The organism is Halorubrum zhoui (assembly GCF_051194155.1).
In the GTDB taxonomy this organism is placed as follows: domain Archaea; phylum Halobacteriota; class Halobacteria; order Halobacteriales; family Haloferacaceae; genus Halorubrum.
The window spans coordinates 20,334-46,381 of sequence record NZ_JBLZNJ010000005.1 but is presented as its reverse complement, the minus strand read 5'-3'; the positions used below and the strand labels follow the sequence as shown (position 1 = coordinate 46,381).

The following is a 26,048-nucleotide window of genomic DNA, read 5'->3' as shown; positions in this document are numbered from 1 at the left end:
TTGGCCAGTCACCCACGCCGGGTTGGCCGGTCACCCACGCCCGGAGAGCCCGTCACTCCGGATACGGCGACCCGCGTCCGTCCGGTGTCGTACCGGTGGTTTCGGGTCGACGGTCTTCGAGGGCCTCGAAGAACCGCTCCCCGACGAACTCTTCGACGACCGCGGCGAGCTCGGTCTCGTCCGGCACCGCCGCGAGGATCCCGAGCGGCACCTGCATCCCGGCCATGTCGGCGTGTCCGCCCGCCGAACCCACCTGCCCGAGCGCGTCACGGAGGAGTTCGCCGACGTCGACGTCGGCCCCTCGAGCTCGTGCGGACCCGTGGACTACCCCGTCCGTGTAGCCGTAGACGAACGTCACGTCGATCCCCTCCAGGTCGAGCAGCCGGTCGGCCGCCTGTGAGAGCGCATCTCGATCGTGCATCTCTCCGACGCAGGTCGCGAGCGTCGAGCCGCGAACGTCTCGCCGGTCGATCGCGGCCGCGAACACCCGGAGCGTCTCCGGGCTCACGCTCGGGCTCTCGACGCGCTCCAGCGTGGACTCGTCGGCGTGCGGCGTCAGCGACGCAGCGGCCTCGAAGTCGCGGCCCGACACTTCCCGGGTGAAATCGCGCGTGTCGACCCGGATGCCGTAGAGGAGCGCGGTGGCGAGCGCCCGGTCCGGCTCGACTCCGAGCCGGGAGAGGTACTCTTCGATCAGCGTGCTCGCCGACCCGGCGTCGGGTCGAACGTCGACGAAGGTCCCGTCGACCGGCCCACGCGGCGGGTGGTGGTCGATCACCACGTCGACCGGCGTCTCCTCCGGAAGCGAGTCGTTGATGCCCGGGCGTGAGTGGTCGACGAGGGCGATCCCGCCGTAGTCCTCGAGGTCGATCCCGTCGACGGTCCGCAACGAGAGGTCGAGGAGGTTCACCATCGCGCGATTCTCCTGGTGTGAGATGTCGCCACCGTAACACACGTCCGCGTCGACGCCGACCGCCTCGGCGACGCGTGCGAGCCCGAGCGCGCTCGCGATGGCGTCCGGATCGGGGTTGTCGTGTGCGACGACGAGGAGCGGGCCAGACAGTTCACGGAGCGTTCGGACCAGTCGTGACGGCCGTTCGCCGGTGTCGCCGATACCGGACTCGACACCTTCCTCGGTCGATTCGACTCCCTCGCCTGCACCGACGTCGACACCGATCGCGTCACACACCCGGTCGGCGAGCGCTGCGGTCGGGTCGACGACGCGGTCTGCGACCGACTCGAGCGCGTCGATTCGGGCTGCCGTCGCCCCATCTCCGACGCGTGCGACGACGAGCGCGTCCGGATACCGCTCACGGGCGGCGGTCGCGGCCGCGAGGTTTCGGGCCGCGTCGTCGCCCGCGACGACCACTATCGCGGCCTCGTCTGGGTACGCCGACGGGTCGGTCGGGTCGGCCTCGACGACCGCGATGGACCGCTCCCGCAGCGTCGAGACCCACGCCTCGTCGTCGGTCACCACGGCGGCGTCGTCGCCGGAGACGTGGTGGTCGACGAGCGCGCTTCCCGCCGCGCTACAGCCGAGCAGTAGACGCCGGACCATACGACAGTTTTGACGTGGTGCCGACCCAAAACGCTGCCGTCCGCGGCCGGTCACTCGGACGCGTCCGGATCGCTCACCGCCCGGGCTACGTCCACGGCCGCACGGTTCTCGGCGACGTCGTGCACCCGAACGAGGTCCGCGCCACGCTCGGCGGCGAGGGCAGTCGCAGCGACGGTCGCGTGCTCCCGCTCGTCCGGGGCACAGCCGACCGCGTCGAAGAACGACTTGTGCGAGTGGCCGATCAGTATCGGGCAGCCGAGCGCCCGGAACTCGTCGGTGTGCCCGAGCAGCTCGAAGCTCTCGGCGGCCGACTTCCCGAACCCGATTCCGGGGTCGAGGATCACGCGCTCTCGGTCGATCCCGGCCACCTCTGCGAGGAGGAGTCGCTCGCGGAGGTCGGCGATCACGTCGTCGACCACGTCGCCGTACTCCGGGTCGTTCGTCGGGTCGACGGGGGCGTCGATGCTGTGCATCACCACCACGGGACACCCGGCTTCGGCGACGACCTCGCGCATCGCTGGGTCCTCGAGTCCGGTCACGTCGTTGATGATGTCCGCGCCGGCGTCGAGTGCGGCCGCCGCGACGGCCGCCTTTCGGGTGTCGACAGAGACGAGGACGTCGCCGTCCGCGACCGCGTCGATCCCACGTACTGCCTCGATCACCGGCACTACGCGGTCGACCTCTTCGGCCGCGGGCACGGGGTCAGCGCCCGGCCGCGTCGACTCGCCGCCGACGTCGATCACGTCGACGCCGGCGTCGACCATCCGCCTCGCGCCGGCGACCGCGTCCGCGAGCTCCTCGTGGCGCCCGCCGTCGTGGAACGAGTCGGGCGTCACGTTGAGGACGCCCATGATCGCGGTCCCGCGGCTCCACGGGTACTCGGGGGTCGCGTTGGTCGAGTCGGTCGCGTCGGTCGAGTCGGTCGGGTCGGTCGAGTCGGTCGAGTCGTGATCGGCTTCGGTGTGCTGCTCGCCGAGGCGGAGACACTCCCGGAGGTCACCGGCGACCCCGGCGAGTCCACCGCCGGCGGCCTCGAGTCGGTCACACAGCGCACGAAACGTCGCGACGGACCCGGCCAGGGTGACCGGCGATTGCTCGCCGTCGCCGTCCCCACCTCCGTCGACGCCGCTCCCGGCTGGGTCGGCACCGAGCCCACCGATGGCCGCCTCGCCGCCGAGCGTCCGGACCGTCGCCGCAACGCGGTCGGCGCGGTCCCCACGGAGCCGAAGCGTACACGTCCGGTGGTCGACGCCCGCGGCCGTCCGGTCGACGCCCGCCGGCGGTACCCCGCCCCGTTCGAGAGCCCGTCTCGCCGCCGCAGGGTCGTCGACGGACCGCGGCGTCACCGTCCGGGTCACCGCGGCCCGCGCTTCCGCGACCGCGAACAGCGAGCCGACGACCAGCACGCAGTCGTCCGCGTCCGCGCGGTCGGTCGCCGTCGCGAGGGCGTCGGTGACGTCGTCGCCGACCGAGACGCTCTCGAGTCCGGCGTCACGAAGCGCGGCGGCCAATACGGCCGGGTCCTCGGCGCGGTCGAGTGCCGGCCGACACGTGATCGCCGATGCCGCCGACGGTAGGGCTGCGGCCGTCTCGACGTGGTCTTTGTCGTGCATCGCGGCGTACACGAGGTGGAGTTCGTCGTAGTCGTACTCGGCGAGCGTCGCCGACAGCGTCGCACAGGCCGCCGGATTGTGTGCGCCGTCGAGGATCGTGAGCGGGGCGGTCCGGACGGGCTCGAATCGCCCCGGCCACGTCGCCCGCGCCAACCCCGCGGTGAGTGCCCGCTCGCCGACTCCCGTCTCGTCGTCGCCGCTGTCGTCTTCGAGCACTCGACACGTTCGGTCGGCCAGCGCGGCCGTGATAGCCGCGTTCGTGGCCTGGTGCTCGCCCACGAGCGGAATCCGGTACGTCCCCGCCGACGCTCCGTCGAACCGAACGTGGGAGTCTGTGCGACTCACCCGACCCTCGTAGTGTGCGACGATTGCCGGCCCCCCTTCGCCGCTGTTGCTGTTGTCGCCGCTGTCGTCGTTGCCGTTGCTGTCTCGGTCACGACCGGGACCGGCGACGGTCGTCACCGGAGCGTCGGCCGCGGCGGCGACCGCACGGACCACCGCTAGCGCCTCGCCCGTGCAGGCGGTCACCATCGGGGCGTCGGGCGCCGCGATGCGCGCCTTCGTCCGTGCGATCTCGGCCACCGAGTCGCCGAGGACCGCCGTGTGCTCGAGTGAGACGTTCGTCACGGCGGTCGCGACGGGGTCCACCGCGCTCGTCGCGTCGTACTCCCCGCCGAGGCCGACCTCGAGGACGGCGACGTCGACGTCACGACGCGCGAACTCGTGCAGTGCCATCGCCGTCACGACCTCGAAGAACGTGAGCGGCTCGCCCTCGGCCGCCTGCTCGATCAGCCACGGCGAGACGCGCTCGACGAACGCGGCGACGGCCGACTCGGTCATCGACCGACCGTCGACCTGGACCCGCTCGGTGAGCGACGACAGGTGTGGCGAGGTGTACAGTCCCACGGAGTAGCCGGCTTCCCGGAGTACTGACTCCGTCATCCGAGCCGTGCTTCCCTTGCCGTTCGACCCCGTGATCTGTACGCACGGCACCGCCGCGTCCGGGCGGTCGAGTCGGTCGAGTAGCGCCTCGACCCGCTCGGTACCCGGCTTGACCGAGAAGCGACGGAGGTCGAACAAGAAGTTCGCCGCCTCGTGGTAGTGCATACCCGTTCGGTCGGCGTCGCGTCGTTTATGAATACCGGACCGACCGGCGCGGTGGTAGACGACCGACGACGAACACCGCCGAAGAGCAACCCTTAGGCGCGCCGAGAGACGAGCCCTCGTATGAACCAAGGGGTGGCCGACGCGACGGCCGCGTCGACCGAGTCGGAAGCGGTCGCCGAGCCGATAGTCGTCGGCGAGCGCGTCCGGAAGTCGTACGGTGACGTCGACGCACTCGCGGGTGTCGACCTCGCGGTCGAGCCCGGCGAGGTGTTCGGACTCATCGGTCCGAACGGGGCCGGCAAGACGACGCTGGTCCGGGCGCTCACCGGAACCACGGACGTCGAGGGGACGGTTCGCGTCTTCGACACCTCGCCGACGGCCGTCGACGCCGGACGCGTCGGGCTGCTCCCGCAGTCGTTCGACCCCCCGGCGCGGCTCACGGCGCGAGAGCTCGTCGACTACTACGGCGGGCTCTACGATGACGCCCGCGATACCGAGTCAGTGCTCGCCGATGTCGGCATGTCAGCCAACGCAGACGCCTGGTACGAGACGCTCTCCGGCGGGCAACGACGCCGCACGTGTGTGGCGACCGCCGTGGTCAACGACCCGGACCTGCTCTTTTTGGACGAGCCGACGACGGGGATCGACCCCGCCGGCCGCCGTGCGCTCCACCGGCTGATCGCGCGGCTCGCAGCCGACGGCACCACAGTCGTACTCACCAGCCACGCAATGGACGAGGTCGAGCGACTCGCCGACCGCGTCATGCTGTTGCGCGACGGCGAGGTCGTCGCGGTCGGTCCACCGGCAGCCCTGATCGCCGAACACGGAGGTCGCCCTCGGCTCGAAGTCGCACTGCGCGACCCGGCCGCCGCGCGCCCCCGCGAGGGTGTCACGGACGGAGACTCGGTGACGACCGGCGGCGCGCTCGCCGACGGGACGGCTCCCACGGGTGGTGACGCACCGGACGTCGCTGCCGACGTCTCGGCTGCGGTCGCCGACGCGGTCGAAGAGGCGGCCGTTGAGTCGACGACAGACGGCCTTCGGATCCTCGGGATCGACCCGGTCGAGATCGGGGCGGTCGTCGACGCCCTCGCCGACGTCGGCGTCGAGTTCGAGTCGCTGACGTGGGCCGAGCCGTCGCTCGAAGACGTCTACCTCCGTCTCACCGGCGAGACCTACACGTCGCGGGTGCCGTCCGACATCGCCGACGCGAGCCGGCGCGCCGACGGCGGAGCGCCTCCAGACGATGGGCCGTCCATCGACGACGACGCCCACGGCGACGGAGGGGCGCGATGAGCCGCGTCGCTCGCATCGCGACGGAGACGCGCGCCGCCAGTCGGTCGTTCCTCCGCCGGCGGACCGCGGTGTTCTTCACGTTCTTCTTCCCGGTGATACTCGTGGTCATCTTCGGCGCACTGGTCCGGACACAGCCGACCGGCGGCGGCCTCTTCGCCGAGCCGGCGGGCTACTACATTCCCGGCTACCTCGCGGTGGTCGTGTTGTTCACGCCGCTCTCGCGGGTCGGCTCCGAGATCGCTCGCCACCGCGACGGCGGTCGCTTCGAGAAGCTGGCGACCACGCCCCTCTCGCGCGCCGAGTGGCTACTCGCACACGCCGCGGTCAACGTCGGGATCATCGGCGCGGCGAGCCTCCTGATCTTCGGGCTGGTGCTCGCCGTGACCGACGCGACGCTCGCTTTCACGCCGGCACTCGCCGTGCTGCCGGTCTTCGTCGCCGTCGCGGTCGCGCTGTTTTGCGGTGTCGGCGCGATCCTCGGGGCCGTCGCCGACTCCCAGGACGGCGTCATCGCCGCCAGCAATACGGTCGCGCTGCCGCTGCTCTTTTTATCAGAGACGTTCGTCCCACCGACGCTGCTGCCGGCGTGGTTCCGCCCGGCGATGGCCGCCTCACCGCTGACGTACTTCGCGCGTGGCACCCGGGCCATCACGTCCGGGGCGGGCGGGTGGACGGGCGAGCTGCTCCTGCTCGTCGCGCTCGCCGTCGTGTTCCTGGCGGTCGGTGCGGCCGCGGTCCCGCGAGGCGAGTGAGTCACTGGCGGGTCGGCTGCATCGATCGCGGGGCTTTATACCACGGGGTGCGTCTACCGTGTAACGAGGCCGCACCGTGACCACCCACACGTTCTCTTGTCCCGGCTGTGGACAGACGATAGCGGTGAACGCCGAGATGCGCGAGACGATGCTGGCGGTCGGGTGTCCGGTGTGTACGACGGCCGTCACTCCCGACGACTTCTCGGAGTGTTCCGGTGAGCTGGTCGAACAGTGATCGCGAGAGCACTACGGTTCAGAACTCTGTTTCGTCTTCGAGGACGACCGTCCGACCGCTGAGTCGGTCGGGGTCGAGCCGGTAGAGCTCGACGTCGAGGTCGGGGACGTCGTCGGCCCAGATCTCGAACAGCGGTCGACGCGTCTCGCCGTACTGGACGATGCCCTCCGGTGAGAGCGACGACGGGTCGACCTGCTCCAGCGTCCCGGTCGCGACGACGCTGGCGTACGACTCACCGTCTTCTTCGGACACGACGAGTCGCGCGGCGGGGTCGGTGCCGAGGAACGCCCGTTTCTCGCTGTCGACGGTCGACACCAATCGGAGGTACACCTCGCGGTCGGCTTCGTGGTAGCCGTACGAGATCGGAATCGCGTAGGGAACCGACGCGTCGGCGAGAGCGAGGACGCCGGTCTCGTGGCGGCCGAGAAAGCCGTCGACCGCGGTGGCCGACATCTCCGCCTCGCGCTTCGTCGTCATGGTCGACACGTCGACACCCGAGAGCATAAAGCACACGAGACGCCACCGGCGCGTCCGCCGTCGGGGACCGGGTCGCGTGTCCGTCACTCGGCCGCCGTCGAGCCGGCGCTGAGATCGGCTGCGACGACCGGCGCGCCACAGAGCGCGCAGCCGGACGTGAGCAGCGCCTCACGCATGCCGTCGTCGACCTCGAACGAGCGACGACACTCGGAGCAGACGAACGTGTGCGTCGGTCGGGTCATACTCGACACGTCTCGGGTCACCCTCATCAAACGCGAGCCGAGTTCTCACCGGTACGGAATCCGGTTCATCCGAGCATCGCACCGAACAGTTTCCGCTGGGCGGCGGCGACGTGCTCGGTGAACGTCGAGCGGTCGATGTCGAGGGCGGCGGCGACCTCGCTCGCGTTCGCCCCCTTCGGGTGGTCGAAGTAGCCGGCCTGGTAGGCCGCCGCGAGCACCTCGCGTTGCCGCTCGGTCAGCGCACTGCGGTCGACGGTAACGAGGTCGCTCTCCTCGGGCGTCGACGACGACTGGAGGAGCCGGATGACCTGCATGTCGGCACACGACTCCTGAAGGTCACCGAGCACGCGACGGAGCGTCGGCAGGTCCGCGGCGTGAAACGTCACGAGCAGCCGGCCGTCACGGACGATGGCGTCCGCCGTCGGGACGCCGTGTCTGTCGAGCGTCGCGAACGGCGAGTCGGAGAGACACGGCGCTTCGAACCGGTAGGCCGCCTTCTCTCCGTAATCGAACACCGTCTCGACGCGATCCGGCACGGGGAGGTCCGCGGCCGCGGTGAACTCGATCACGACCGTCTCTTCGCTCCCCGTCTCGTCTCCCGTGTCGACCGATCGGCGCGTCCGTCGCACGCTGTAGACGGGCGTCGATCCGTCGAGTACGCCGTCGAACGGCGACGGAGACGACGCGGGCAGCGACACCTCCGCTCTGATGCCGGCTCCCATCGTTCGCCCCTGTCTCTGCCGGGGCAAAACGCTGACGCCCCGGACGGTGGTATAAAACACCCCGCATATGGAGGGACCACACTCGGGGGGCCAGACCACCTCACTCCGTGTATGAAGCGTTCACCCCGTCCCGAGGGACCGTCGACGATGACCGAGGCAGACGAGGCGCTCGAGACCGCGTTCGACGCGCTCTCCGATCCCGACTGTCGAGCTATCCTCGCGGCGGTCGACGAGCCGATGACCACGAGCGAGATCGCAGACGCCTGTGACCTCGCGCTCTCGACGGCGTACCGCAAGGTCGAGCGGCTGAACGCGACGCCACTCCTCTCTGAGGGGGTTCGGTTCGACCCCGACGGCGACCACGCGGCCGAGTACTCCCGCGGCGTTTCGGAGGCGACCGTCTCACTCTCGGACGCCGGCGTCTCCCTCGCGGTCGAGACCGACGAGGCCGCCTCGTCGAGCTTCGACACCGTCGGCGTCTCTGCGGACTGACCGCGCCGCGCCGACCACCGACCGCCGTCGTCCCGTAGCTACCGGCCGTCCCGACGCGTCGATTCTCACAGGTGATACTCGGGGGCGTACCGTTAACTCCCCCGCTCGTCGACCGTCGCGGTATGCCCATCTCGTCCGGTACGCGCGCGTTCTGCGATCTCACGCGAGATGGCGTCGCCGTCGTCGACGCCCAGCTGCGGTACCGGTACGTCAACGAGACGGCGGCGGGCCTGGTCGGCTTCGACGCGGGAGCGCTCGTGGGGGTTGACGCGCTCCAGTGGGTGCATCCCGACGACGAGCCGTCGCTTCGCGCGCTCGTGACCGAGCTCCTCGAGACGGTAGCCGGTGCCACTCGGACCGACGACGACGCGGTCGACCGAGTCGCAGAGACCGGCGACGACGTCGACGACGAGAGCGGGTGCACGTCGGCCGGCGTCGCCGGGGGCGTCGCCGTCGAGTTCCGACACCGGACCGCCGCGGGCGAGTGGCGACGACTCCGGGGAGAGCTGTACCCCACCGCCGGCGAGCCGGTCGACGGTGTCCTCGCTCGGGTGCGACCCGCGGAGTCGGTGGCGTCGACGCACCCGCTCGAGACGCTCGCCGACTGCTCGACGGACGTCTCGTGGATCGCGGCACCCGACTGGTCGCGGCTCCAGTACGTGGACGGGCCCGTCGAATCGATGCTGGGAGTCGATCCGGCGGCGATCCGTCGCCGACCGCGACGGCTCCTGGAGCTCGTCCACGCGGACGATCGCTCGCAGATCGACCGAGCGATGACGCAACTGTCGGCCGGTGAGGCCACTCAGGTGGACTACCGAATCGAGCGCCCCGACGGCGAGGTCCGGTGGCTTCGCGTCCCTGCCGAACCGGTCCTCGAGCACGACCAGGTAGTCGCCATCGCCGGCGTCCTCCGCGACGTCACCGACGAGTATCGGCGCAACCGACAGCTCGCGGTGATGGACCACCTCCTCCGACACAGCATCCGCAACGAGATGAACGTCGTCTTGGGGACGGCCTCACGCATCGCCGACCGGGCGTCGGCGACGCTCGCGGCCGACGCGTCGTCGGCGGTTCACACGGACGTCGAGACCATCCGTCGCGCGGCGACGGGGCTGCTCACGACCGCCGAGAAGCAGCGGGACGTGATCGACCTGCTGTGTCGTGAGCGCGCGCCGCGACCGGTCGCCGTCGAGCCGGCGGTACGACGCGCGGTCGACGCGGCGCGCGCCCTCGAGCCGACGGGTGAGATATCCAGCACCTGTCCGCCCGGCGCGACCGCGCTCGCGCTCCCCGAGCTCGAGGATGCGCTCGCCGAACTCGTCGAGAACGCGGTGCGACACGCCGACGGCCGACCGAACGTCCACGTCGACGTGACCGTCACGGAGACGACGGTGACGGTCGCCGTCGTCGACAACTGCCCGCCGGTCCCCCCGACGGAGCGGCACGTGATCGCGGACCGATGGGAGGTCGACCACCTCCGCCACACGGCCGGGATGGGCCTGTGGCTCGTCTACTGGGTTGCGGACCGCTCCGGCGGCCGACTCTCGTTCGACACCCACGAGACGGGGAACGTGGTGACGCTCTCGGTCCCTGCCACCCGCGAGTCTGCCGCGACCGGCGGTCCGGTCGAGTCGCTCGACGGCGGCGACACAGCAGATGGCGACGCAGCGGACGGCGGCGCAGCGACCGACGGTGGATCCGAGTCCGCCGACGACGCGGGGACGACCAGATGAGTATCAGCATAGAACGTGTGTATTCACGACTACGACGCCGTAGACGTTCACGATCGATCTATCCAGCGCGCCGCGTTCCACGGTTGTTAAACCGGTCCTCGCTGTAGTTCGGCCCGATGGGTACGCTCACCGAACTGTTCGACCCGGATCGGGTCGCGGTCGTCGGCGCGACGGCCCGCGAGGGTGCGGTCGGTCGGGCCGTCACGTCGAATCTGCTCGCAGACTTCGACGGCGAGACGGTCCCCGTCAACCCGAACTACGACGAGGTGCTCGACACTCCCTGTGTGGCCGCCGTCGACGACGCGAACGCGGACGTCGCCGTCGTCGTCGTGCCGCCGTCCATCGTGTTAGACGCCATCGAGGCGTGCGGCGAGGCGGGGACGCAAAACGTCGTCGTGATCACCGCTGGCTTCGGCGAGACCGGCGAAGACGGCGCGGCGCGCGAACAGCGACTCGCCGACCTCGCCGAGGAGTACGACCTCAACGTCGTCGGCCCGAACAGCCTCGGGATCATGTCGACTCCCTCTGGCATGAACGCCACCTTCGGCCCGGAGAACGCGCTCCCCGGTGGCCTCTCGTTCATGAGCCAGTCGGGCGCGTTCGTCACGGCCGTCCTCGACTGGGCGAACGACAACGGCGTCGGGTTCAAAGACGTCGTCTCACTGGGCAACAAGGCGGTGTTAGACGAGACCGACTTCGTCGACCACTGGGGGGACGACCCGGAGACGGACGTGATCATCGGCTACCTCGAGGGGATCTCCGACGGGCGGGCGTTCATCGAGACCGCCCGCGAGACGGCACAGGACACCCCGATCGTGGCCGTCAAATCCGGCCGCACGAGCGCCGGCGCACAGGCTGCCTCCTCACACACTGGCACGCTTGCGGGCTCCGAGAAGGCGTACGAGGCCGGGCTCGACCAGGCCGGGGTCATCCGCGCCGAGTCGGTCGACGACCTCTTCGATGCTGCCGGTATCCTCGGCAGCCAGCCGCTTCCGGACACCGACAGCGTCGCCATCGTCACCAACGCCGGCGGTCCCGGCGTCATGGCGACCGACGCGGTCGGCGACGCCGGCCTCGAGTTGGCGTCGTTCGCTCCCGAGACGACGGAGACACTTCGCGAGGCGATGCCGGCAGAGGCGAACATCCACAACCCGGTCGACGTCATCGGCGACGCCGACGTCGACCGGTTCCGCGAGGCGCTCGAGATCGCCCTCGCCGACGACCACGTCGGGGCCGCGCTCGTCCTGGCAGCGCCGACTGCGACGATCGACTTCGACGCGCTCGGTGGCGCGGTCCGCGAGACGGTCGAGACGACGGACGCCCCGGTCGCCGCCTGCCTGATGGGCGGCGACCGTACCCGGGAACCGACCCGGAAGCTCCAGGAGGCGGGCATCCCGTGTTACTTCGACCCCGCCCGCGGGATCGACAGCCTCGCCACCCTCGCGGAGTACCGCGACATCAGCCAGCGGACGTACGCCGACCCGATGTCGTTCGACGTCGACCGCGATCGGGCACGCGAGATACTCGAGACCGTCCGTGACCGCGACGACAACCGACTCGGCGTCGAGGCGATGGAACTTCTCGACGCGTACGGAATCGCGACCCCCGCCGGCGAGATCGTCGACGCTCCGAGCCGTGCGGCTGCGGTGGCCGCCGACATCGACGGCGACGTCGTGATGAAGATCGTCTCACCCGACATCCTCCACAAGTCCGATATCGGCGGGGTCGCCGTCGGGGTCGCGGCTGAAGACGTCGCCGACACCTACGAAGACCTGATAACCCGGGCGCGCAACTATCAACCCGATGCGACGATCCTCGGCGTTCAGGTACAGGAGATGGTCGACCTCGACGCCGGCGTCGAGACCATCGTCGGCATGAACCGCGACCCGCAGTTCGGCCCGCTGCTGATGTTCGGACTCGGCGGGATCTTCGTGGAGGTGATGGAAGACACGACCTTCCGCGTCGCACCCGTCTCCGAGCCGGAGGCCCGCGAGATGACCCGCGAGATCCAGTCTGCGCCCCTGTTACGCGGTGCTCGCGGCCGCGACCCGGTCGACGTCGACGCCGTCGTCGACACGATCGGTCGGCTCTCACAGCTCGTCACGGACTTCCCCGCGATCGTCGAACTCGACATCAACCCGCTCGTCGCACTGCCCGACGGCGACGGCGAGGCGAACGCCGCCGCCGTCGACGTCCGACTCACCGTCGACCCAGAGACACTCGACTCATGACTGACACCACCACCACACTCGTCACCGCGACCGGAGAAGGCGTTGGAAAGACCGCGATCACCCTGGCGCTCGCACGGATCGCCGCCGCCCGCGACCAGGACGTCGGCTACATGAAACCGAAGGGTACCCGGCTCCAGTCGAACGTCGGCAAGACGCTCGACCAGGACCCGATGCTCGCCCGCGAGACGCTCGGCTTGGACGCCGAGATGCACCAGATGGAGCCGGTCGTCTACTCGCCCACGTTCGTCGAGGGCGCTATCCGCGGCACCGAAGACACCGACGCGCTCCGCGACCGGATCGCGACGTCGTTCGAGACGCTCGCTGATGGCCGTGACCACGTGTTCGTCGAGGGCGGTGGCGAGTGGCGAACCGGCGGTGTCGTCGAGCTCACCGACCCGGACGTGGCGGAGCTGTTAGACGCGCGCGTCGTCCTCGTCGCCGAGTACGAGTCACCCGGCGACCTCGACGCGGTGCTCGCGGCCGCAGACGCGTTCGGCGACCGGCTCGCGGGCGTCGTGTTCAACAAGGTCTCCGACGCCGCGTACGACTCGCTCGGCCAGGACGGAATCCCGTTCGTAGAGTCCCGGGGCATCGCCGTCTTCGGGGCGCTCCCCCACGAAAAAGAGCTCGCGGGAGTCACCGTGGCGGCGCTCGCCGACGAGCTCGGCGCGGACACCCTGACCGACGTCTCGACCGACGCTTTCGTCGAACGGTTCCTCGTCGGGGCGATGGGCGGCGACGAGGCGCTTCGGCACTTCCGGCGCGCCCGCGACGCGGTCGTGATCACCGGCGGCGACCGCGCGGACGTCCAGACCGCAGCACTCGACGCCTCCGGCGTCAAGTGTCTGCTCCTCACTGGCGGACATCGACCGTCCGGCGCGGTGCTCGGCCGTGCAGCGGAGGCCGACACGGCCGTGCTCGCGGTCAACACCGACACCGCGACCGCGATCGATCGGGTCGAGTCCGTGGTCCACGGCGGTCGGACCAGCGACGCCCGCACCGTCGACCGCATGGCGGAGCTGCTCGACGCACACGTCGACGTCGACGCCGTGATCTGACGAGCTAACGACCCGACGGCCTGATCGACGACATCGTCTGACATACTGTTTTGAGGGAGGACGTCGAAACGGGTCGTATGACCAGTCTCTCGGAGACATACGGGGGGGCCGGGGGGTCGGAGGTCGGCCCGCGGCGCCTGTCGCTCGGTGCGGGGTTGTTCCTCGGTGGCACCCTGCTCCTCGTCGCCGGCATCCTCGCCGCCGCGGAGGTGTTCGTCCCGGCAGGCACCACGTCTGGCGCTGCGAGACGACTCGGCGGCGTCCTCGGCGGTATCGGCGTCCCGCTCGTTACGCTCGGCGTGATGACGGTGCTCCCGGCAGACCGTCGCACTCGAGTCGCCGCCGTCGTCGGTGCGGTGATCATGGCGCTCGGCGTGGCGTTGTTCTCGCAGGCGTATCCGAACCACTGGGTCGGGGGACCGCGACCGGAGCTCGTCGACCTCACCCTTCCCACGGCGGGCGTCTACTTCCTCGGCGCGGCGACCACGATGTGGTCGGTGTTCGTCGGCGTCGCCAACTTCAAGACGCGAAACGACCCGGGCGGTACGGTGACGATGGAGGTGACACACAGAGGCGAGACGCGCGTCGTCGAGGTCGACCGCAACAGCGTCCGCGGACTCGGCGGCGTCGGACTGGTCGGTGAGACGCCAGACGGCAGCGTCGAGACACAGACCAGCGGCGCGTCGCTCGGGTCGAGCGGTACAGCAGGCGTCAGCGACGGCGGCGACACGACCCCCGACATCTCCTCACCGCTCGACGGAACGGCCCGACGCCCTCCCTCGTCCGGCCGCCGAGAGACGACGTCGTCGCGGCCGGCGGCGACGCCCGCACCACAGTCACGTCCCACGACGGCCGACGGCCCTGGTGACGTCTACTGCGGGAACTGCGCCGAGTTCGACTACGTCCGCACCGAAGACGGAATGGCCCCTTACTGCGGCCTCCACGACGAACGCATGGAGGACATGACGGCCTGTGAGGAGTGGACGCCACGGTGAGCGGCCGGCTCCCCGGTATGTCTTCACGTCGGGTCTCCCGACGGCAGTTGCGACTCGGCGATCGCGAAGGTGAGCGTGCTCAACACGCCGAGGAGCGTGCCACCGGCGAGCGCGAGCGCGAGGTCGGCGAGCGTCAGCGACGTGACGCCGGGTGCCGGCGGTAACACGAATCCGGTCACGCCGTACGAGACCACGGCGATGGCGACGACGTAAAAGGGTGCGTTGAGGTACCGCCAGCGGAAGCGCCCGGCGAGGTACTCGTCTGTGATCTGCCCGAGACTCGACGTCACGCCGGCGACGCCGAGCCACTGGACGAACCCGTGGACGAACGCGGTGACGGTCGCACCGAGCGGGAGCGCCCCGTCGGTGACGCCGCGGACGGCGGCGACCGTCTCGGTGGCCTGAACGCCGCCGACGACGATCAGCGCGAGCGCGACGACGTACGTGATGAGCGTCACCCGGCCGGCGTACAGGAGGTTTCGGAGCGCGTCGGCGGTGCGGTCGACGGACGCCTCGAGCCCGAGGCCGCGAAACAACGAGTAAAGGCCGACGCCGCCGGAGATGAGTCCGAGGACGGCCGCCCCGGCGACGTCGAAGCGGTTCGCGAGCACCACGAGCGGGTAGATAAGCAAGAGGACACCAAGTGGCACGAGGATGGTTCCACGCGTCTCTGGGTCCGCGAGCACCTGTTTTATCGTGTAGTACAGCGACTCGAGGTCCTGTGCCTGTCGCACGACCACGCGGCGCATCCCGTCGATCGGCATCCGCGACCGGATCACAGGCAGCACCGATTCGTCCTGAGCACCGTCGGTGATCACGATCGCCGACACCTCCTCGCCAGTCGAGAGTTCGGCGAGCACGCGGTCGACCTCGGCACCGACTGCCCGGTTCGCCTGGACGTCCGACCCGTCGACGCCCGTGACGGCTGCGACCGTGACCGCCTCCCCCTGGGCGGCCAGTTCGTCGTGGACGGTGACCCCCTGAAAGAGGACGTTCACGTCCGAGTCCTCCGGGTCGGCGGTCGCGAGCGCGACCGCGGCCTCGGTGACGTCGTCGTCGCCGAGCACCGGGGTGGGGATCCCGGTCTTCCGGCCGAGGTCGTCATCGAGGTCCACACAGAGGACGAGCAGCATAACGCGAGGGTAGATGAGGAGTCGACATATGCTTTCGGCTCGCCGTCGTCCCTCGGTTCGGGTGCCGTCGGCGACACCGGCGTAGCCGGCCCGTCGTCGGCCTCGACGCTTCGGACGCTTTTTTACCGCGGAGCCGTTATCGGTGCGTAGATGATCTCCAAGGGCTGTGAACAGTGCGCCAAGGGGGGCAAGATGGTGCTCTTCGTCTACGGCTACTGCGACCAGCGGGACTGTTTCTACTGCCCGCTCGGAGAGAACCGCAAGAACGTCACCGACGTCTACGCCAACGAGCGCCGCGTCGAGTCCGACAGCGACGTGATCGAGGAGGCCAAACGGATGAGCGCGCTCGGCACGTCGATCACCGGCGGCGAGCCGCAGGAGGCGATGGCGAAGACGACGCGGTACCTCTCGCTGCTGAAAGACGAGTTCGGTGAGGACCACCACACCCACCTCTACACCGGGATCACCGGCGGGCGGGCGAACATGCGCCGGCTGAGCGAGGCCGGCCTCGACGAGATCCGATTTCACCCGCCGTACGAGCTGTGGGGTGACCTCCACGGCACCGAGTGGGAGGACATCCTCTACGTCGCACGCGAGGAGGGGCTCACGCCCGCCTTCGAGATCCCGGGTATCCGCGCCGAGCCGGAGTTCCTCGACTTCCTCGATGAGGGCGCGGCCGACTTCTGTAACGTCAACGAGTTCGAGATGAGCGACGGCAACTACCGGCGGATGCAGGCGGAAGGCTTCGAGCTCCAGGAGGGCCACATGTCCGCCGTCGAGGGGTCGAAAGACGATGCGATCCTCGAGGAGATGGCGAGCCACGAGAAGGTGTACTTCTGTACGTCGGTGTTCAAAGACGCCGCCCAGCACCGCAACCGGCTCAAGCGGATGGCGCGCAACATCCGGCGCGAGTTCGACGAGGTCACCGACGACGGCACGCTGGTGTACGGGAAGGCGTTCGCGTCGGCGACGCAGTTCGAGACGCTCGGCGTCCCCGAGGAGTTCTACACGGTGAAGCCGAACCACGTCGAGGTGGCCTGGTGGCTCCTCGAAGAGATGGTCGAAGCGGGCGACCTCGACCGCGGCGAGATCGTCGAGCAGTACCCGACCGCCGACGGAACCGTCGTCGAGCGGACCCCCGTCGCCTGACGTCCTCACCCATCTACTAAGCGAGACACCGCACGGTGGCGCGCGCCTCGTGAGGCCGCCTCCGGCGGCCTCGCGAGCGCGTGCGAGGGATGAGCGAGGGAGCGAAGCGACCGAGCGAATCGGCTGGGGAGGGTGTGGCGGTAACTGGTGTCCGGGTGTCACGCGGTCGTCCCACTCTCACACGCGCACGGAATCGGCCCGGGAGGGCGTGGCTGTAACTGGTGTCCGGGTGTCACGCGGTCGTCTCAGTCGTACAACCACCACCGACGTATCGAATCGGCTGGGGAGGGTGTGGCTCAATTAGTGCCCGGGTATCACGCGGTCGTCTCGGCCACACGACCACCACGCACGTACGAGAGCGAATCGGCTGGGGAGGGCGTGGCGGTAACTGATGCCCGGCTGTCGCGCGGTCGTCTCGGTCACACGATCACCACACACGTACGAGAGCGAATCGGCCCGGGAGGGCGTGGCGGTAACTGGTGTCCGGGCGTCGTGCGGTCGTCACACGCGTCCCACGTGGGGGCGAGCCCCGGCCGAATCGCTCGTGACGACCCGTATCCGCGGATCAGTCGTCGGCCGACGCGGGGCTTCCGCCGTCGTCTCCTGCCCCGCCCTGGAGCATGGGCGTGCCATCCGCACGCGGCCCGAGCCGCGGGCCGTGTGGCCCGTCTGCCGGGTCGATCCGGCGACGGGTACGATAGTCGGTCGACCGCTCGACGGGGACGCGACCGATCGCGGTGATCATCTCGACGTAGTCGTCGAACGACCGGTACTCGCCGTACGCCCCGCCGGCGCGTTTCGTGATCTCCTCGGAGAGGATCGTCCCCATGAAGTCGTCGGCACCGCAGGTGAGCAGCTTGAGCCCGTGGGCGTCTCCCGATTTGACCCACGACGCCTGGACGTGCTCGACGTTGTCCAAAAAGAGCCGGGCGACCGCGACGACGAGTTCGTCTTCGGCCCGTGAGGCGCCGCCGTCGACGACGCCCTGACGGTACAGCGGCGTCTGCTCGTGGACGAACGAGAGGGGGACGAACTCGGTGATCCCGCCGGTACGGTCCTGGAGGTCACGGATCACCCCGAGGTGCTCGGCACGGTGAGCGACCGTCTCGACGTGGCCGTACATCATCGTCGAGGTGACGTCGAGCCCGGCCGCCACCGCGCCCTCGATGGCCTCGACCCAGCCGTCGGTGCGGATCTTCCCCGGGCAGATCACGTCTCGAACCTCGTCGACGAGGATCTCCGCGGCGGTGCCGGGCGCGGAGTCGAGCCCCGCGTCGGCCAGCTCGCGGTACACTCGCTCGTACGACCACTCCGTGCCGCGGCGGGCGTGGTACGCCTCCTCGGGCGTCATCGAGTGGAGGTGGACGCCGCCGACCGACATCGCCGCGATCTGTTCGCGGTAGGTGCCCGGGTCGGTCGTGTACTGCGACGGCGGGACGTAGTTCACCGTCTTGGCGGGGTCGTCGTGGGCGGCGAGGATCTCGTGGTGCTCGTCGTTCAGCGCGAACGCCGGGTGGAGCCCGGAGACAGAACACACCTCGTAGACCCCCATGTCGAGGGCGTCTTCGACTATCGCCCGCGACTCGCGCGGCGTCTTGGTGAAGCCGGCGTGGTCGGCGTCACTCCCGGCCTCGAAGGCGTGTGCGCTGTCTTTGAAGTTACAGAAGAGACAGCCGGTGTTACACGCGGTGGTGACGTTGTTGTTGAGGTTGGCGACGAACGTCACCGCCTCACCCACCCGCTCGGCGCGCCGGCGGTCGGCGAGTTCAAGCACCGCCTCCTTGCGGACCGGGTCGATCCCCTCGGTGTCGGTCCCGGTCGCCAGCAGCTCCGTGGCGTCGTCGACGGTGAGCCGGACCCCGTCGCGCGCCTTCGCCAGCGCGTTCTCGAACGACTGGTCGGTCGACGGCTCGCGAAAGCCGAAATCGGCCGGATCCAGGTCTGGCTCGGTGCGCATTCGACACGTGTTTCGGTCGCATGAGTAAAAACGAGACGGTCACGGTTCGATATGCCTCCGACGGGGACGGGTGTGCGTCGATCGTGGAACGCGATCCCGAGACGACGAAAGCGACACCACACCAGACGACGAAAGCGACACCACACCAGACGACGAGAGCGACTCCACACCAGACGACGAGAGCGACCGCATACCGAACGACGCGACACTCAGTCCGCGCCGATCCCGAACTTCGCGGCGCCCGTCTCGGTCGCCGACGTCGTCACCGCGGAGACGGCGACCGTCACGACGACAGACGCCAGCAGACACCACAACGCCACGTCCCAGGTGAGGTACGTCGACGGCAGCGGGAAGAACGTGTGTACGAGGTACAGCGACTCCGCACCGACGATCCCCGCGAGCATCCCTCGTTCCGTGGTGCCGCCCCAATAGAGCGCGAGCAACAGCGGCGGCGTGAGCTGGGCGTACCCACCGAAGGCCGTGCTCCCGAGGGTGACGAGCGCGTCGAGCCCGCCCCCGCCCGCGAACAACGACGCGACGAACGACGCGGTCGCGAAGACGGCGACGCCGACCCGGGCGACCCGCCCCTCGCGCTCCGCGCTCGCCTCTGGCGCGACGAGCGGCCGATACAGGTCGCGGGTGAGGTACGACGACCCCGACAGTAACATCGAGTCCGACGAGGACATCATCGCCGCGAGCGCGCCGGCGACCACGAGCGCGGCGAACCATGCGGGCGTGTACTCGGTGAGTAACACGGGAAGCACGTTACTCCCCTCGGGCACCGTCACGCCGAGACCGACGGCCCACGACCCGAGTAAGAACGCGGGGACGAACAGGGCGAGCACGAGCACCGGCCAGAGCGCGAACGAGCGCTTCAGCGTCTCGACGCGGTCGGCGACGAAGAAGCGCTGGTTTACCTGTGGGAAGGCGGCGACGCCGAAGGCGATCACGACCGCCTGCCCGATCATCCACTGTGGCGTGTACACCCCGCCGCCGAGCGCCGCGAACGACGGCTCCGCCTCGACCATCCCCGCGGTCAGCGCGCTCACGCCGCCCGCGTCGACGGCGATCCACGCGACCGCCGCCCAGATCGCACCGAGCATGAAGACGCCCTGGATCGTGTCGGTCCACGCGACACCCCGGAGCCCAGAGAGGCCGACGTACGCGACCATGAATAAGGTGATCATCGCCGCGCCCGCCCAGTACGGTACGGCGCCGTCGGTGAGCCCGACGAGCGCCTGCCCGGCGCCGATCTGCTGGAGCATGACGTACGGGAAGAGCCACACGAGGCTCACCCCCGCGACGAGCCCCCGCAGCCGCGTCGAGTCGAAGCGGTCACCGAGCATCTCGCCGAGCGTCACGTAGCCGTGTTCGCGCCCGACGAGCCACTGTTTGTACCCCACGACGTACCACAGCAGCGCGAAGAGGAGCCCGTCCATCACGCCCATCACGAGGATCCACTCCGGACCCGAGCCGTACGCGAGGTTCGGACCGCCGAAGAAGGTGAACGCCGACAGCAGCGTCGCGAACGTCGTGAACAACAACACGAGCGGCCCGACCGAGCGGGAGGCGAGGTAGTAGTCCGTCGCCGAGCGGTCCGTCACCCGATACGCCGCGAGGCCCACGCCGAGTGCGAGCACGAGGTACCCGACGACGATACCGAGGTCGGTACCGACGTCAGCCACGCCGGATCACCCCAGCGTCGATCCCCCGGTCCCACGCCCGTCTGCTGAAGACGGCGAAGACCACGCTCGCCAGTGCCATCCATCCGATGTGCCACCACAGCCAGGCGGGAAGTCCGGCGACGATCGTCGCGTCTCCCCAGAGAAACCAGGGCACGGCGAACGCCACGAGCACCGCGAACCCACCGATCCACAACGCGTCCGTTCGATCACGCATCGTGAGCTACGATCAACCTTCGATCCGGATAAATATTGTTCTATTCTCATCGAGGTAGCTATATGAAGAAAATATCTCTTCAAAGCGGGGTCGAAGATCACCCACTTACGATCGCCTTGCCGTGTCACACCCGCCTGCCGATCGCTCGTCGCTTACCGTGCGTGGTGAACGCCTGCGCCCTGCTCAGCCGTCGTACTCGGCGGACTCGGCTCGACCGTGGGTCCGTACCCACAGCTCGCCGGTGCGCGACAGGCGGGTTCGATAGGAGTTGCCGTGCGGTTCACGCTCCACGTAGCCTTTGCCGCCGGGCCCGAGTCGGTCGACGGTGTAGATCACCTTCGACCGGAACGAGTCGGTGTACTCCTCGGTGAGATCGGCCGCCAGCGCCTTCGCGAGCTCGCTCACGGACTCGAACTCGCCGTCCTCCTCGAGTTTGTGGAGGATGACGGCCTCGAACGGCTTGACGTTCGAGATGGAGGCCACCGGCAGCTCGATGAGGTGGGTCCCGTCTATCTCTTTGGCGCCGATTGTCGTCCCGCGCTCGTCGAACTCGGTGAGCAGGTCGCTCGCGGTCCCGAGCCGTTCTCGGATCCGGCTCGCGTCAACGCCGGCGACGGTCGCGGCGTCGTCGTCGACGCCGGCGAGCAGGTCGGCGAGGAGGTCGCGGTCAGCGCGCAGCTCCTCGGCGAGTTCGGTCTCGAGGTACTTCTCGGGGGCCGTGTAGTAGGTGTGGATGCGGTCGCGATCGTCCTCGCGCTCGAGACTGACCGAGTGGGCGGCGGTCGCGAAGGCGAACGAGACGGGCCGCGGCATCGACGAGACGTTCACCCACACGTCGTGGTCGGCGTCGAGCTCGGCGGTAATGCGGTCGTACGCCTGCTCGAAGGCGGCGTCGTAGTCGTACACGTCGTCGACGGCGACCCGCTCGGTCTCGGTGTCGAGTAAGTTCTGAAAGTCCTGCTCGAGCTTCCGTGCGAGGCTCCGTGAGTACTCAACGTTGGCCTCGCTGCCGATTGTGCCTTCGAGTAAGATCACCCGATCGACGTCGAACTGGTCGCGGATGAGCGGCGCGATCATCCGATCGTAATCGAATCCCACGGGGACGATGTGGGTCTGCATACTCGTGGGAACGGCCGGTCCGGGTAAAAACCACGACACTTCGCGTCGCGAGGGACGTCTCGGTGCGACCGCGTCGCCGACGAGTCCACCGACGGCGAGTCCACCGACGACGACAGCGTCATATCGATCACCCACGATCGACCGGTATGGAACGCACTGTCGAGGTCGTCCCGGCGGCGGGACTCCACGCCCGGCCCGCCTCCTCGCTCGTCCAGACCGTGAACACGTTCGACGCGACGGTGGAGATCGGACGGGCCACCGACGGCGACGAGCTGGTAAGCGCGAACAGCATGCTCGCGGTGACCGGACTGAACGTCACCCAAGGAGAGTCGGTCAGGCTCGTCGCCGAGGGGCCAGACGCGGCCGCGGCGCTCGATGCGGTCGCCGCGATCCTGACGAGCACGGTCGAAGACGAGGGTGAGGCGTCGTGAGGACACTGACCGGCGTGGGGAGCACGCCGCTCGCGGGCGTGGGCGTCGCCCGGTGGCACCGACCCGCCGACGAGCTGTCGCTGCCGACACGTCCCGCCACGGCGGACGTGGACGTCGAACACGAGCGAAGCCGCTTCGAGACGGCCCGAGACGAGGTTCGTGAGGCGCTCGAGGCGGCACGCACCCGAACGGCCGACCGCGTCGGCGACGAAGCGGCAGCCGTCTTCGAGGCTCATCAACAGTTCCTCGACGATCCGGGGCTCATCGACGACATCGAAGACGCCATCGACGACGGGACGCCGGCTCCGCACGCGGTCGCGTCGCGCTTCGACGCAGCCGTCGACCAGTTCGAGGCGATGGACGGCCGGATGGCCGAACGCGCGGACGACCTCCGCGACGTTCGTGACCGACTGCTCACCGCCCTGCTCGGCGTCGACGACGTCGACCTCGCCTCACTACCCGCCGGGACGGTCCTGCTCGCCGAGCGACTGACGCCGAGTGACACCGCGGCGCTCGACCCGGACGCCGTCGCCGGTATCGTCACCGCGACCGGCGGGCGAACCGCCCACGCCGCGATCATCGCTCGCGCCCTGTCGATCCCGGCCGTCGTCGGCGTCGGCGACGCGCTCGACACGATCGAGACGGGTACCGAGGTGCTCGTTGACGGCGAGGCAGGGGCGGTCGTCGTCGACCCTAGCGCAGAGCGCCGGGCGGCAGCCGGCGGCGTCGACGCCACCGTGCGAGACGACCCCGTCGAGACCGCAGACGGCACCCCGATAGAGGTGGCCGCTAACGTAGGATCGGTGACGGAACTCGACCCGGCAGTGGCGCGCGGAGCCGACGGCATCGGCCTCTTTCGGACGGAGTTCCTCTACCTCGACCGAGAGACGCCGCCGGACGAAGACGAACTGTACGCGGCGTTCACCGCGGCCCTGGCGGCGTTTCCCGACGACCGCGTCGTCGTGCGGACGCTCGACGTCGGCGGAGACAAGCCGATCTCGTACCTCGACTTACCGACCGAGCCGAACCCGTTTCTCGGTCGCCGCGGCGTCCGCCTCTCGCTGGACGAACACGCGGCCCTCTTCGAGACGCAGCTGCGGGCGCTGTTGCGGGCGGCGGCGAGCGCACACGGTGACGGCCTCGCGGTGATGCTCCCGATGGTTGCGCGCCTCGAAGAGGTGACCGCGGTGCTCGACCGGATCGACGCCGTCGCCGACGCGCTCGAGACGGCCGGCGTCGAGTACGCCATCCCGTCGCTCGGGGCGATGGTCGAGACGCCGGCGGCCGTCTTCCTCGCAGACCGGCTCGCCGAGCGGCTCGACTTCCTGAGCATCGGCACGAACGACCTCACACAGTACGTGATGGCCGCCGACCGCGAGAACGACCGTGTCGCTGCCCTCCACGACCCGCTCCACCCGGCGGTGTTGCGGGCGATCGACCACACCGTGACGGCTGCGCACGCGGCCGACGCCTGGGTGGGGATGTGCGGCGAGATGGCCGGTGACCCGGCGCTCACGTCGTTGCTCGTCGGCCTCGGGCTCGACGAGCTCAGCATGAGCGCGGTGACCGTTCCGGCGGTGAAAGCGCGCGTCACGGAGACCGACACCGAAGACGCCGCTGCGCTCGCAGCAGACGCGCTGGCGTGTTCGACCCGCGAAGAGGTACGAGCGCTACTCGAGCTCGACTGATCGAGCGTTCACGTCTTGTCGACGTCGCGAGCGGCCTCGGCCGCCTCACACACCGTCTCGAGCGTCGCTGCCGGGTCCGTCGCCGTGACGGCTGCGTTCACCGTGCCCTCGAGGACCGGAGCGTCGGCGATCACCGCGTCGACGTCGCTCAACTCGATCGCGACCTCGGCGTTCATCACGGCACTCCCTAGGTCGACGAGCACGACGACCCCGTCGCCCTCGTCGGCCGCGGCGAGCGCGGTCTCGATGTCGTCCGGGACCGTCCCGAGACCGCCCTGGCCGTCGCCGCCAACGGCTTCGATGCGGGTGTCTCCGCCCATCTCGCCCGCCACCTCGGCGATACCGGCGGCGGCGCGCGCGCTGTGTGAGACGACGACGAGCCCGACCATCACGCCTCCTCGTCCGGGATCGTCGGCGACGTCGCGTCGGCCGACTCGGGTGCCGTCGTATCGAGCGCCGCCTCCGCGGCCGCGAGCAGCTCTTCGAGGATGAACAGTGTGCTCGTCGCCCCCGGGTCCTGGTGGCCGACCGACCGCCAGCCGAGGTACGAGGCCCGTCCCTTGCTGGCGCGGATCGGTACGGTGTACGCCACCCCGCGCTCGGCGGCGGCGACGGCCTTCGCGAGCGCGTCGAGCGGCGACAGCTCGTCGACCTCGATCGACTTCTTGAACGTGTGGACCGCGGGGGTGAGCGCGTCGACCATCGTCTGGTCGCCGACCCTCGCGTCGCCTCTGTCCGTGACCTTCTCGAGGTACGTCTCCGCGAAGGCGACAGCGCTGTCGGCGGTGATCCCGTCGTCGAGTTCGGCGGCGGCGAACACGAGCGAGCCGCCAAACAGCGGACCGGATGCGCCGCCGACCTCGGCCATCAGGGTCTTGCCAGTCGTCTTGACGACTGTCGCGGCGTCGGGGTCGTCGAGTTCGGCGACCGCCTCGGCCGCTTCCGCCCAGCCACGGGCCATGTTGCCGCCGTGGTCGGCGTCGCCGATGGCCGAATCGAGCTCGGTCAGGTAGTCGCGTTCGGTCTCGATGCGCGTGGCGACCCGCTCGACGGCCGCGGCGGCCGCGACACCGTCCTCGCTCATTGGCGCGTCAACGCGGGCGTGTCGGCTGGCGCGCCGAGCAACTCCTTCAGCTCGTCGTCGAGTACACACATCGTGATCGAACAGCCCGCCATATCCAGCGAGGTCATGTAGTCACCGACCCAGGCGTCCCACGTCTCGAGCCCGTGCTCGTCTACGAGCGCCTGGAGCCGGCGATTCACGACGAACAACTCCATCTGTGGGGTGCCGCCCATGCCGTTGACGATCGTGAGGACCTCCTCGTCGCCGTCTACGTCCAGGTCTTCGAGGACCGACTCGGTCAGCGCGTCGGTGACCTCGTCGGCGGACATCACGTCGGTTCGCTCCGTGCCGGGTTCGCCGTGGATACCGATACCCAGTTCGATCTCGTCTTCGCCGAGGTCGAACGTCGGCTCGCCCTTCTCGGGGGTGACACAGGAGGTGAGCGCCATCCCCATCGTGCCGACGTTGTCGACGACCTTCTGTGCGACCCGTCTCACCTCGTCGAGGTCGGCACCCGCTGCCGCCTTGGCGCCGGCGGCCTTGTGGACGAGGATCGTTCCGCAGACGCCGCGACGCCCGGAGGTGTACAGCGAGTCTTCGACCGCGACGTCGTCGTCGACGACGACCGTCTCGACGTCGACGCCCTCCATCTCGGCCAGCTCGATGGCGGTCTCGAAGTTCATCACGTCGCCCTCGTAGTTTTTGATCACCGCCAAGACGCCCTCACCGGCGTCACAGGCGTCGATCAACGCCTCGAACTCGTCGGCGGTCGGCGACGAAAACACGTCGCCGGCAGCCGCGCCGTCGAGCATCCCGTCGCCGATGTACCCCGCGTGTGTCGGCTCGTGGCCGCTGCCGCCGCCGCTCACGACCCCGACCTTCCCGTCGAGGGGGCCGTCGTCACGTACTACGACCTGGGTGTCCGGCAGCCGCCGGAGTCGGTCGGGATGGGCCGCTACCATCCCCTCGAGCATCTCGTCGACCACGTCGTCGGGATCGTTAATGAGTTTCTTCATGACGCAGTGTGACAATGGATCGTTATAGAAATAAAGTTAGTGTGCCGCGTCGCTGTCACGTTCGACGGCAGTCGGCCGACGG

At 69.5% G+C, this 26,048-nt stretch carries 24 protein-coding genes; 11 read left to right on the top strand and 13 right to left on the bottom strand.

The features are described from left to right. Positions 1-52: 52 nt before the first annotated feature. The gene (locus tag ACNTAO_RS08970) at positions 53-1,558 is read right to left on the bottom strand and encodes a DHH family phosphoesterase (protein ID WP_435161656.1); all 1,506 of its coding nucleotides are present in this window, start codon (positions 1,556-1,558) and stop codon (positions 53-55) included. A gap of 50 nt (positions 1,559-1,608) precedes the next feature. Further along, a complete protein-coding gene (gene folP, locus ACNTAO_RS08965; RefSeq protein ID WP_435161655.1) occupies positions 1,609-4,278 on the bottom strand; it encodes a dihydropteroate synthase in 2,670 nt (889 codons plus the stop codon). Positions 4,279-4,398: 120 nt separating this feature from the next. Between folP and ACNTAO_RS08960 the strand changes: the two genes are divergently transcribed. The 3 genes from ACNTAO_RS08960 to ACNTAO_RS08950 all read left to right on the top strand — a co-directional run bounded on the left by ACNTAO_RS08960 (position 4,399) and on the right by ACNTAO_RS08950 (position 6,561). Further along, positions 4,399-5,574, top strand: a complete 1,176-nt coding sequence (locus ACNTAO_RS08960) for an ABC transporter ATP-binding protein (protein WP_435161654.1) — start codon at positions 4,399-4,401, stop codon at positions 5,572-5,574. Next, positions 5,571-6,326, top strand: coding sequence for an ABC transporter permease (locus ACNTAO_RS08955; protein WP_435161653.1), 756 nt, complete (start codon positions 5,571-5,573; stop codon positions 6,324-6,326). The genes ACNTAO_RS08960 and ACNTAO_RS08955 overlap by 4 nt, the downstream gene beginning before the upstream one ends. A gap of 76 nt (positions 6,327-6,402) precedes the next feature. Beyond that, positions 6,403-6,561 carry a DUF7560 family zinc ribbon protein gene (locus tag ACNTAO_RS08950; protein ID WP_435161652.1) on the top strand — a complete coding sequence of 53 codons (159 nt, stop codon included), beginning with the start codon at positions 6,403-6,405 and terminating at the stop codon, positions 6,559-6,561. An 18-nt stretch (positions 6,562-6,579) separates the two neighbouring features. Here the strand turns inward: ACNTAO_RS08950 and ACNTAO_RS08945 are convergent, their stop codons facing one another. From ACNTAO_RS08945 to ACNTAO_RS08935, 3 genes are all read right to left on the bottom strand, one after another. Further along, a complete protein-coding gene (locus ACNTAO_RS08945) occupies positions 6,580-7,038 on the bottom strand; it encodes a pyridoxamine 5'-phosphate oxidase family protein (protein WP_435161651.1) in 459 nt (152 codons plus the stop codon). 83 nt (positions 7,039-7,121) lie between these two features. Then, positions 7,122-7,280, bottom strand: a complete 159-nt coding sequence (locus ACNTAO_RS08940) for a DUF7560 family zinc ribbon protein (RefSeq protein ID WP_435161650.1) — start codon at positions 7,278-7,280, stop codon at positions 7,122-7,124. 65 nt (positions 7,281-7,345) lie between these two features. Then, positions 7,346-8,002 carry a helix-turn-helix domain-containing protein gene (locus ACNTAO_RS08935; RefSeq protein ID WP_435161649.1) on the bottom strand — a complete coding sequence of 219 codons (657 nt, stop codon included), beginning with the start codon at positions 8,000-8,002 and terminating at the stop codon, positions 7,346-7,348. Between the two features lie 111 nt (positions 8,003-8,113). Here ACNTAO_RS08935 and ACNTAO_RS08930 point away from each other — a divergent pair, with 111 nt between their 5' ends. From ACNTAO_RS08930 to ACNTAO_RS08910, 5 genes are all read left to right on the top strand, one after another. After that, positions 8,114-8,494 carry a helix-turn-helix domain-containing protein gene (locus ACNTAO_RS08930; RefSeq protein WP_435161648.1) on the top strand — a complete coding sequence of 127 codons (381 nt, stop codon included), beginning with the start codon at positions 8,114-8,116 and terminating at the stop codon, positions 8,492-8,494. 122 nt (positions 8,495-8,616) lie between these two features. After that, a complete protein-coding gene (locus ACNTAO_RS08925; protein ID WP_435161647.1) occupies positions 8,617-10,227 on the top strand; it encodes a PAS domain-containing protein in 1,611 nt (536 codons plus the stop codon). 116 nt (positions 10,228-10,343) lie between these two features. Beyond that, a complete protein-coding gene (locus ACNTAO_RS08920; RefSeq protein WP_435161646.1) occupies positions 10,344-12,458 on the top strand; it encodes an acetate--CoA ligase family protein in 2,115 nt (704 codons plus the stop codon). Beyond that, positions 12,455-13,516 carry an AAA family ATPase gene (locus ACNTAO_RS08915; RefSeq protein WP_435161645.1) on the top strand — a complete coding sequence of 354 codons (1,062 nt, stop codon included), beginning with the start codon at positions 12,455-12,457 and terminating at the stop codon, positions 13,514-13,516. The genes ACNTAO_RS08920 and ACNTAO_RS08915 overlap by 4 nt, the downstream gene beginning before the upstream one ends. Positions 13,517-13,593: 77 nt before the next feature. Then, positions 13,594-14,511, top strand: a complete 918-nt coding sequence (locus ACNTAO_RS08910) for a cell division protein CdpA domain-containing protein (protein ID WP_435161644.1) — start codon at positions 13,594-13,596, stop codon at positions 14,509-14,511. A gap of 23 nt (positions 14,512-14,534) precedes the next feature. On the opposite strand, the gene ACNTAO_RS08905 is transcribed toward ACNTAO_RS08910, so the two are convergent. Further along, complete coding sequence (locus ACNTAO_RS08905; protein WP_435161643.1) at positions 14,535-15,644, bottom strand: DUF373 family protein; 1,110 nt, start codon at positions 15,642-15,644, stop codon at positions 14,535-14,537. A 150-nt stretch (positions 15,645-15,794) separates the two neighbouring features. Between ACNTAO_RS08905 and ACNTAO_RS08900 the strand changes: the two genes are divergently transcribed. Beyond that, positions 15,795-16,793, top strand: a complete 999-nt coding sequence (locus ACNTAO_RS08900) for a radical SAM protein (protein WP_435161642.1) — start codon at positions 15,795-15,797, stop codon at positions 16,791-16,793. A 565-nt stretch (positions 16,794-17,358) separates the two neighbouring features. Here the strand turns inward: ACNTAO_RS08900 and cofH are convergent. From cofH to ACNTAO_RS08880, 4 genes are all read right to left on the bottom strand, one after another. Further along, positions 17,359-18,750, bottom strand: coding sequence for a 7,8-didemethyl-8-hydroxy-5-deazariboflavin synthase subunit CofH (cofH, locus tag ACNTAO_RS08895; RefSeq protein WP_435161641.1), 1,392 nt, complete (start codon positions 18,748-18,750; stop codon positions 17,359-17,361). Between the two features lie 209 nt (positions 18,751-18,959). Next, entirely contained in the window at positions 18,960-20,435 is a 1,476-nt protein-coding gene (locus ACNTAO_RS08890) for a sodium:solute symporter family protein (protein WP_435161640.1), read from the bottom strand. Then, positions 20,428-20,649, bottom strand: a complete 222-nt coding sequence (locus ACNTAO_RS08885; RefSeq protein WP_435161639.1) for a DUF3311 domain-containing protein — start codon at positions 20,647-20,649, stop codon at positions 20,428-20,430. Before ACNTAO_RS08885 ends, ACNTAO_RS08890 begins: the two co-directional genes overlap by 8 nt. Before the next feature lie 183 nt (positions 20,650-20,832). After that, positions 20,833-21,768, bottom strand: coding sequence for an HFX_2341 family transcriptional regulator (locus ACNTAO_RS08880; RefSeq protein WP_435161638.1), 936 nt, complete (start codon positions 21,766-21,768; stop codon positions 20,833-20,835). A gap of 146 nt (positions 21,769-21,914) precedes the next feature. Here ACNTAO_RS08880 and ACNTAO_RS08875 point away from each other — a divergent pair, with 146 nt between their 5' ends. Together ACNTAO_RS08875 and ptsP are read left to right on the top strand one after the other, a co-directional pair. Further along, positions 21,915-22,199 carry an HPr family phosphocarrier protein gene (locus tag ACNTAO_RS08875; protein WP_435161637.1) on the top strand — a complete coding sequence of 95 codons (285 nt, stop codon included), beginning with the start codon at positions 21,915-21,917 and terminating at the stop codon, positions 22,197-22,199. After that, positions 22,196-23,887 (top strand): phosphoenolpyruvate--protein phosphotransferase, encoded by a 1,692-nt coding sequence (gene ptsP, locus ACNTAO_RS08870; RefSeq protein ID WP_435161636.1) that lies wholly within the window; start codon positions 22,196-22,198, stop codon positions 23,885-23,887. The genes ACNTAO_RS08875 and ptsP overlap by 4 nt, the downstream gene beginning before the upstream one ends. Positions 23,888-23,895: 8 nt before the next feature. Here the strand turns inward: ptsP and ACNTAO_RS08865 are convergent, their stop codons facing one another. From ACNTAO_RS08865 to dhaK, 3 genes are read right to left on the bottom strand one after another with little or no spacing between them, the layout of a single operon-like run. Next, positions 23,896-24,276: a PTS-dependent dihydroxyacetone kinase phosphotransferase subunit DhaM gene (locus tag ACNTAO_RS08865; protein ID WP_435161635.1), complete on the bottom strand. Its 381-nt coding sequence runs from the start codon at positions 24,274-24,276 to the stop codon at positions 23,896-23,898. Then, a complete protein-coding gene (dhaL, locus tag ACNTAO_RS08860; protein WP_435161634.1) occupies positions 24,276-24,971 on the bottom strand; it encodes a dihydroxyacetone kinase subunit DhaL in 696 nt (231 codons plus the stop codon). Before dhaL ends, ACNTAO_RS08865 begins: the two co-directional genes overlap by 1 nt. Continuing rightward, a complete protein-coding gene (dhaK, locus tag ACNTAO_RS08855) occupies positions 24,968-25,966 on the bottom strand; it encodes a dihydroxyacetone kinase subunit DhaK (protein WP_435161633.1) in 999 nt (332 codons plus the stop codon). Before dhaK ends, dhaL begins: the two co-directional genes overlap by 4 nt. Positions 25,967-26,048: the final 82 nt, after the last annotated feature.

Excerpts from the sequence above, each read along its gene's own strand:
- ACNTAO_RS08930 (WP_435161648.1), top strand. The coding sequence starts at position 8,114 with ATGAAGCGTTCACCCCGTCCCGAGGGACCGTCGACGATGACCGAGGCA.
- ACNTAO_RS08905 (WP_435161643.1), bottom strand. The coding sequence starts at position 15,644 with ATGCTGCTCGTCCTCTGTGTGGACCTCGATGACGACCTCGGCCGGAAG.
- dhaK (WP_435161633.1), bottom strand. The coding sequence starts at position 25,966 with ATGAAGAAACTCATTAACGATCCCGACGACGTGGTCGACGAGATGCTC.
- ACNTAO_RS08925 (WP_435161647.1), top strand. The coding sequence starts at position 8,617 with ATGCCCATCTCGTCCGGTACGCGCGCGTTCTGCGATCTCACGCGAGAT.
- ACNTAO_RS08865 (WP_435161635.1), bottom strand. The coding sequence starts at position 24,276 with ATGGTCGGGCTCGTCGTCGTCTCACACAGCGCGCGCGCCGCCGCCGGT.
- ACNTAO_RS08910 (WP_435161644.1), top strand. The coding sequence starts at position 13,594 with ATGACCAGTCTCTCGGAGACATACGGGGGGGCCGGGGGGTCGGAGGTC.
- ACNTAO_RS08900 (WP_435161642.1), top strand. The coding sequence starts at position 15,795 with ATGATCTCCAAGGGCTGTGAACAGTGCGCCAAGGGGGGCAAGATGGTG.
- ACNTAO_RS08945 (WP_435161651.1), bottom strand. The coding sequence starts at position 7,038 with ATGACGACGAAGCGCGAGGCGGAGATGTCGGCCACCGCGGTCGACGGC.
- ACNTAO_RS08920 (WP_435161646.1), top strand. The coding sequence starts at position 10,344 with ATGGGTACGCTCACCGAACTGTTCGACCCGGATCGGGTCGCGGTCGTC.
- ACNTAO_RS08885 (WP_435161639.1), bottom strand. The coding sequence starts at position 20,649 with ATGCGTGATCGAACGGACGCGTTGTGGATCGGTGGGTTCGCGGTGCTC.
- ACNTAO_RS08875 (WP_435161637.1), top strand. The coding sequence starts at position 21,915 with ATGGAACGCACTGTCGAGGTCGTCCCGGCGGCGGGACTCCACGCCCGG.
- cofH (WP_435161641.1), bottom strand. The coding sequence starts at position 18,750 with ATGCGCACCGAGCCAGACCTGGATCCGGCCGATTTCGGCTTTCGCGAG.
- ACNTAO_RS08935 (WP_435161649.1), bottom strand. The coding sequence starts at position 8,002 with ATGGGAGCCGGCATCAGAGCGGAGGTGTCGCTGCCCGCGTCGTCTCCG.
- ACNTAO_RS08955 (WP_435161653.1), top strand. The coding sequence starts at position 5,571 with ATGAGCCGCGTCGCTCGCATCGCGACGGAGACGCGCGCCGCCAGTCGG.
- ACNTAO_RS08940 (WP_435161650.1), bottom strand. The coding sequence starts at position 7,280 with ATGACCCGACCGACGCACACGTTCGTCTGCTCCGAGTGTCGTCGCTCG.
- ACNTAO_RS08970 (WP_435161656.1), bottom strand. The coding sequence starts at position 1,558 with ATGGTCCGGCGTCTACTGCTCGGCTGTAGCGCGGCGGGAAGCGCGCTC.
- ACNTAO_RS08880 (WP_435161638.1), bottom strand. The coding sequence starts at position 21,768 with ATGCAGACCCACATCGTCCCCGTGGGATTCGATTACGATCGGATGATC.
- folP (WP_435161655.1), bottom strand. The coding sequence starts at position 4,278 with ATGCACTACCACGAGGCGGCGAACTTCTTGTTCGACCTCCGTCGCTTC.
- ACNTAO_RS08915 (WP_435161645.1), top strand. The coding sequence starts at position 12,455 with ATGACTGACACCACCACCACACTCGTCACCGCGACCGGAGAAGGCGTT.
- ACNTAO_RS08960 (WP_435161654.1), top strand. The coding sequence starts at position 4,399 with ATGAACCAAGGGGTGGCCGACGCGACGGCCGCGTCGACCGAGTCGGAA.
- dhaL (WP_435161634.1), bottom strand. The coding sequence starts at position 24,971 with ATGAGCGAGGACGGTGTCGCGGCCGCCGCGGCCGTCGAGCGGGTCGCC.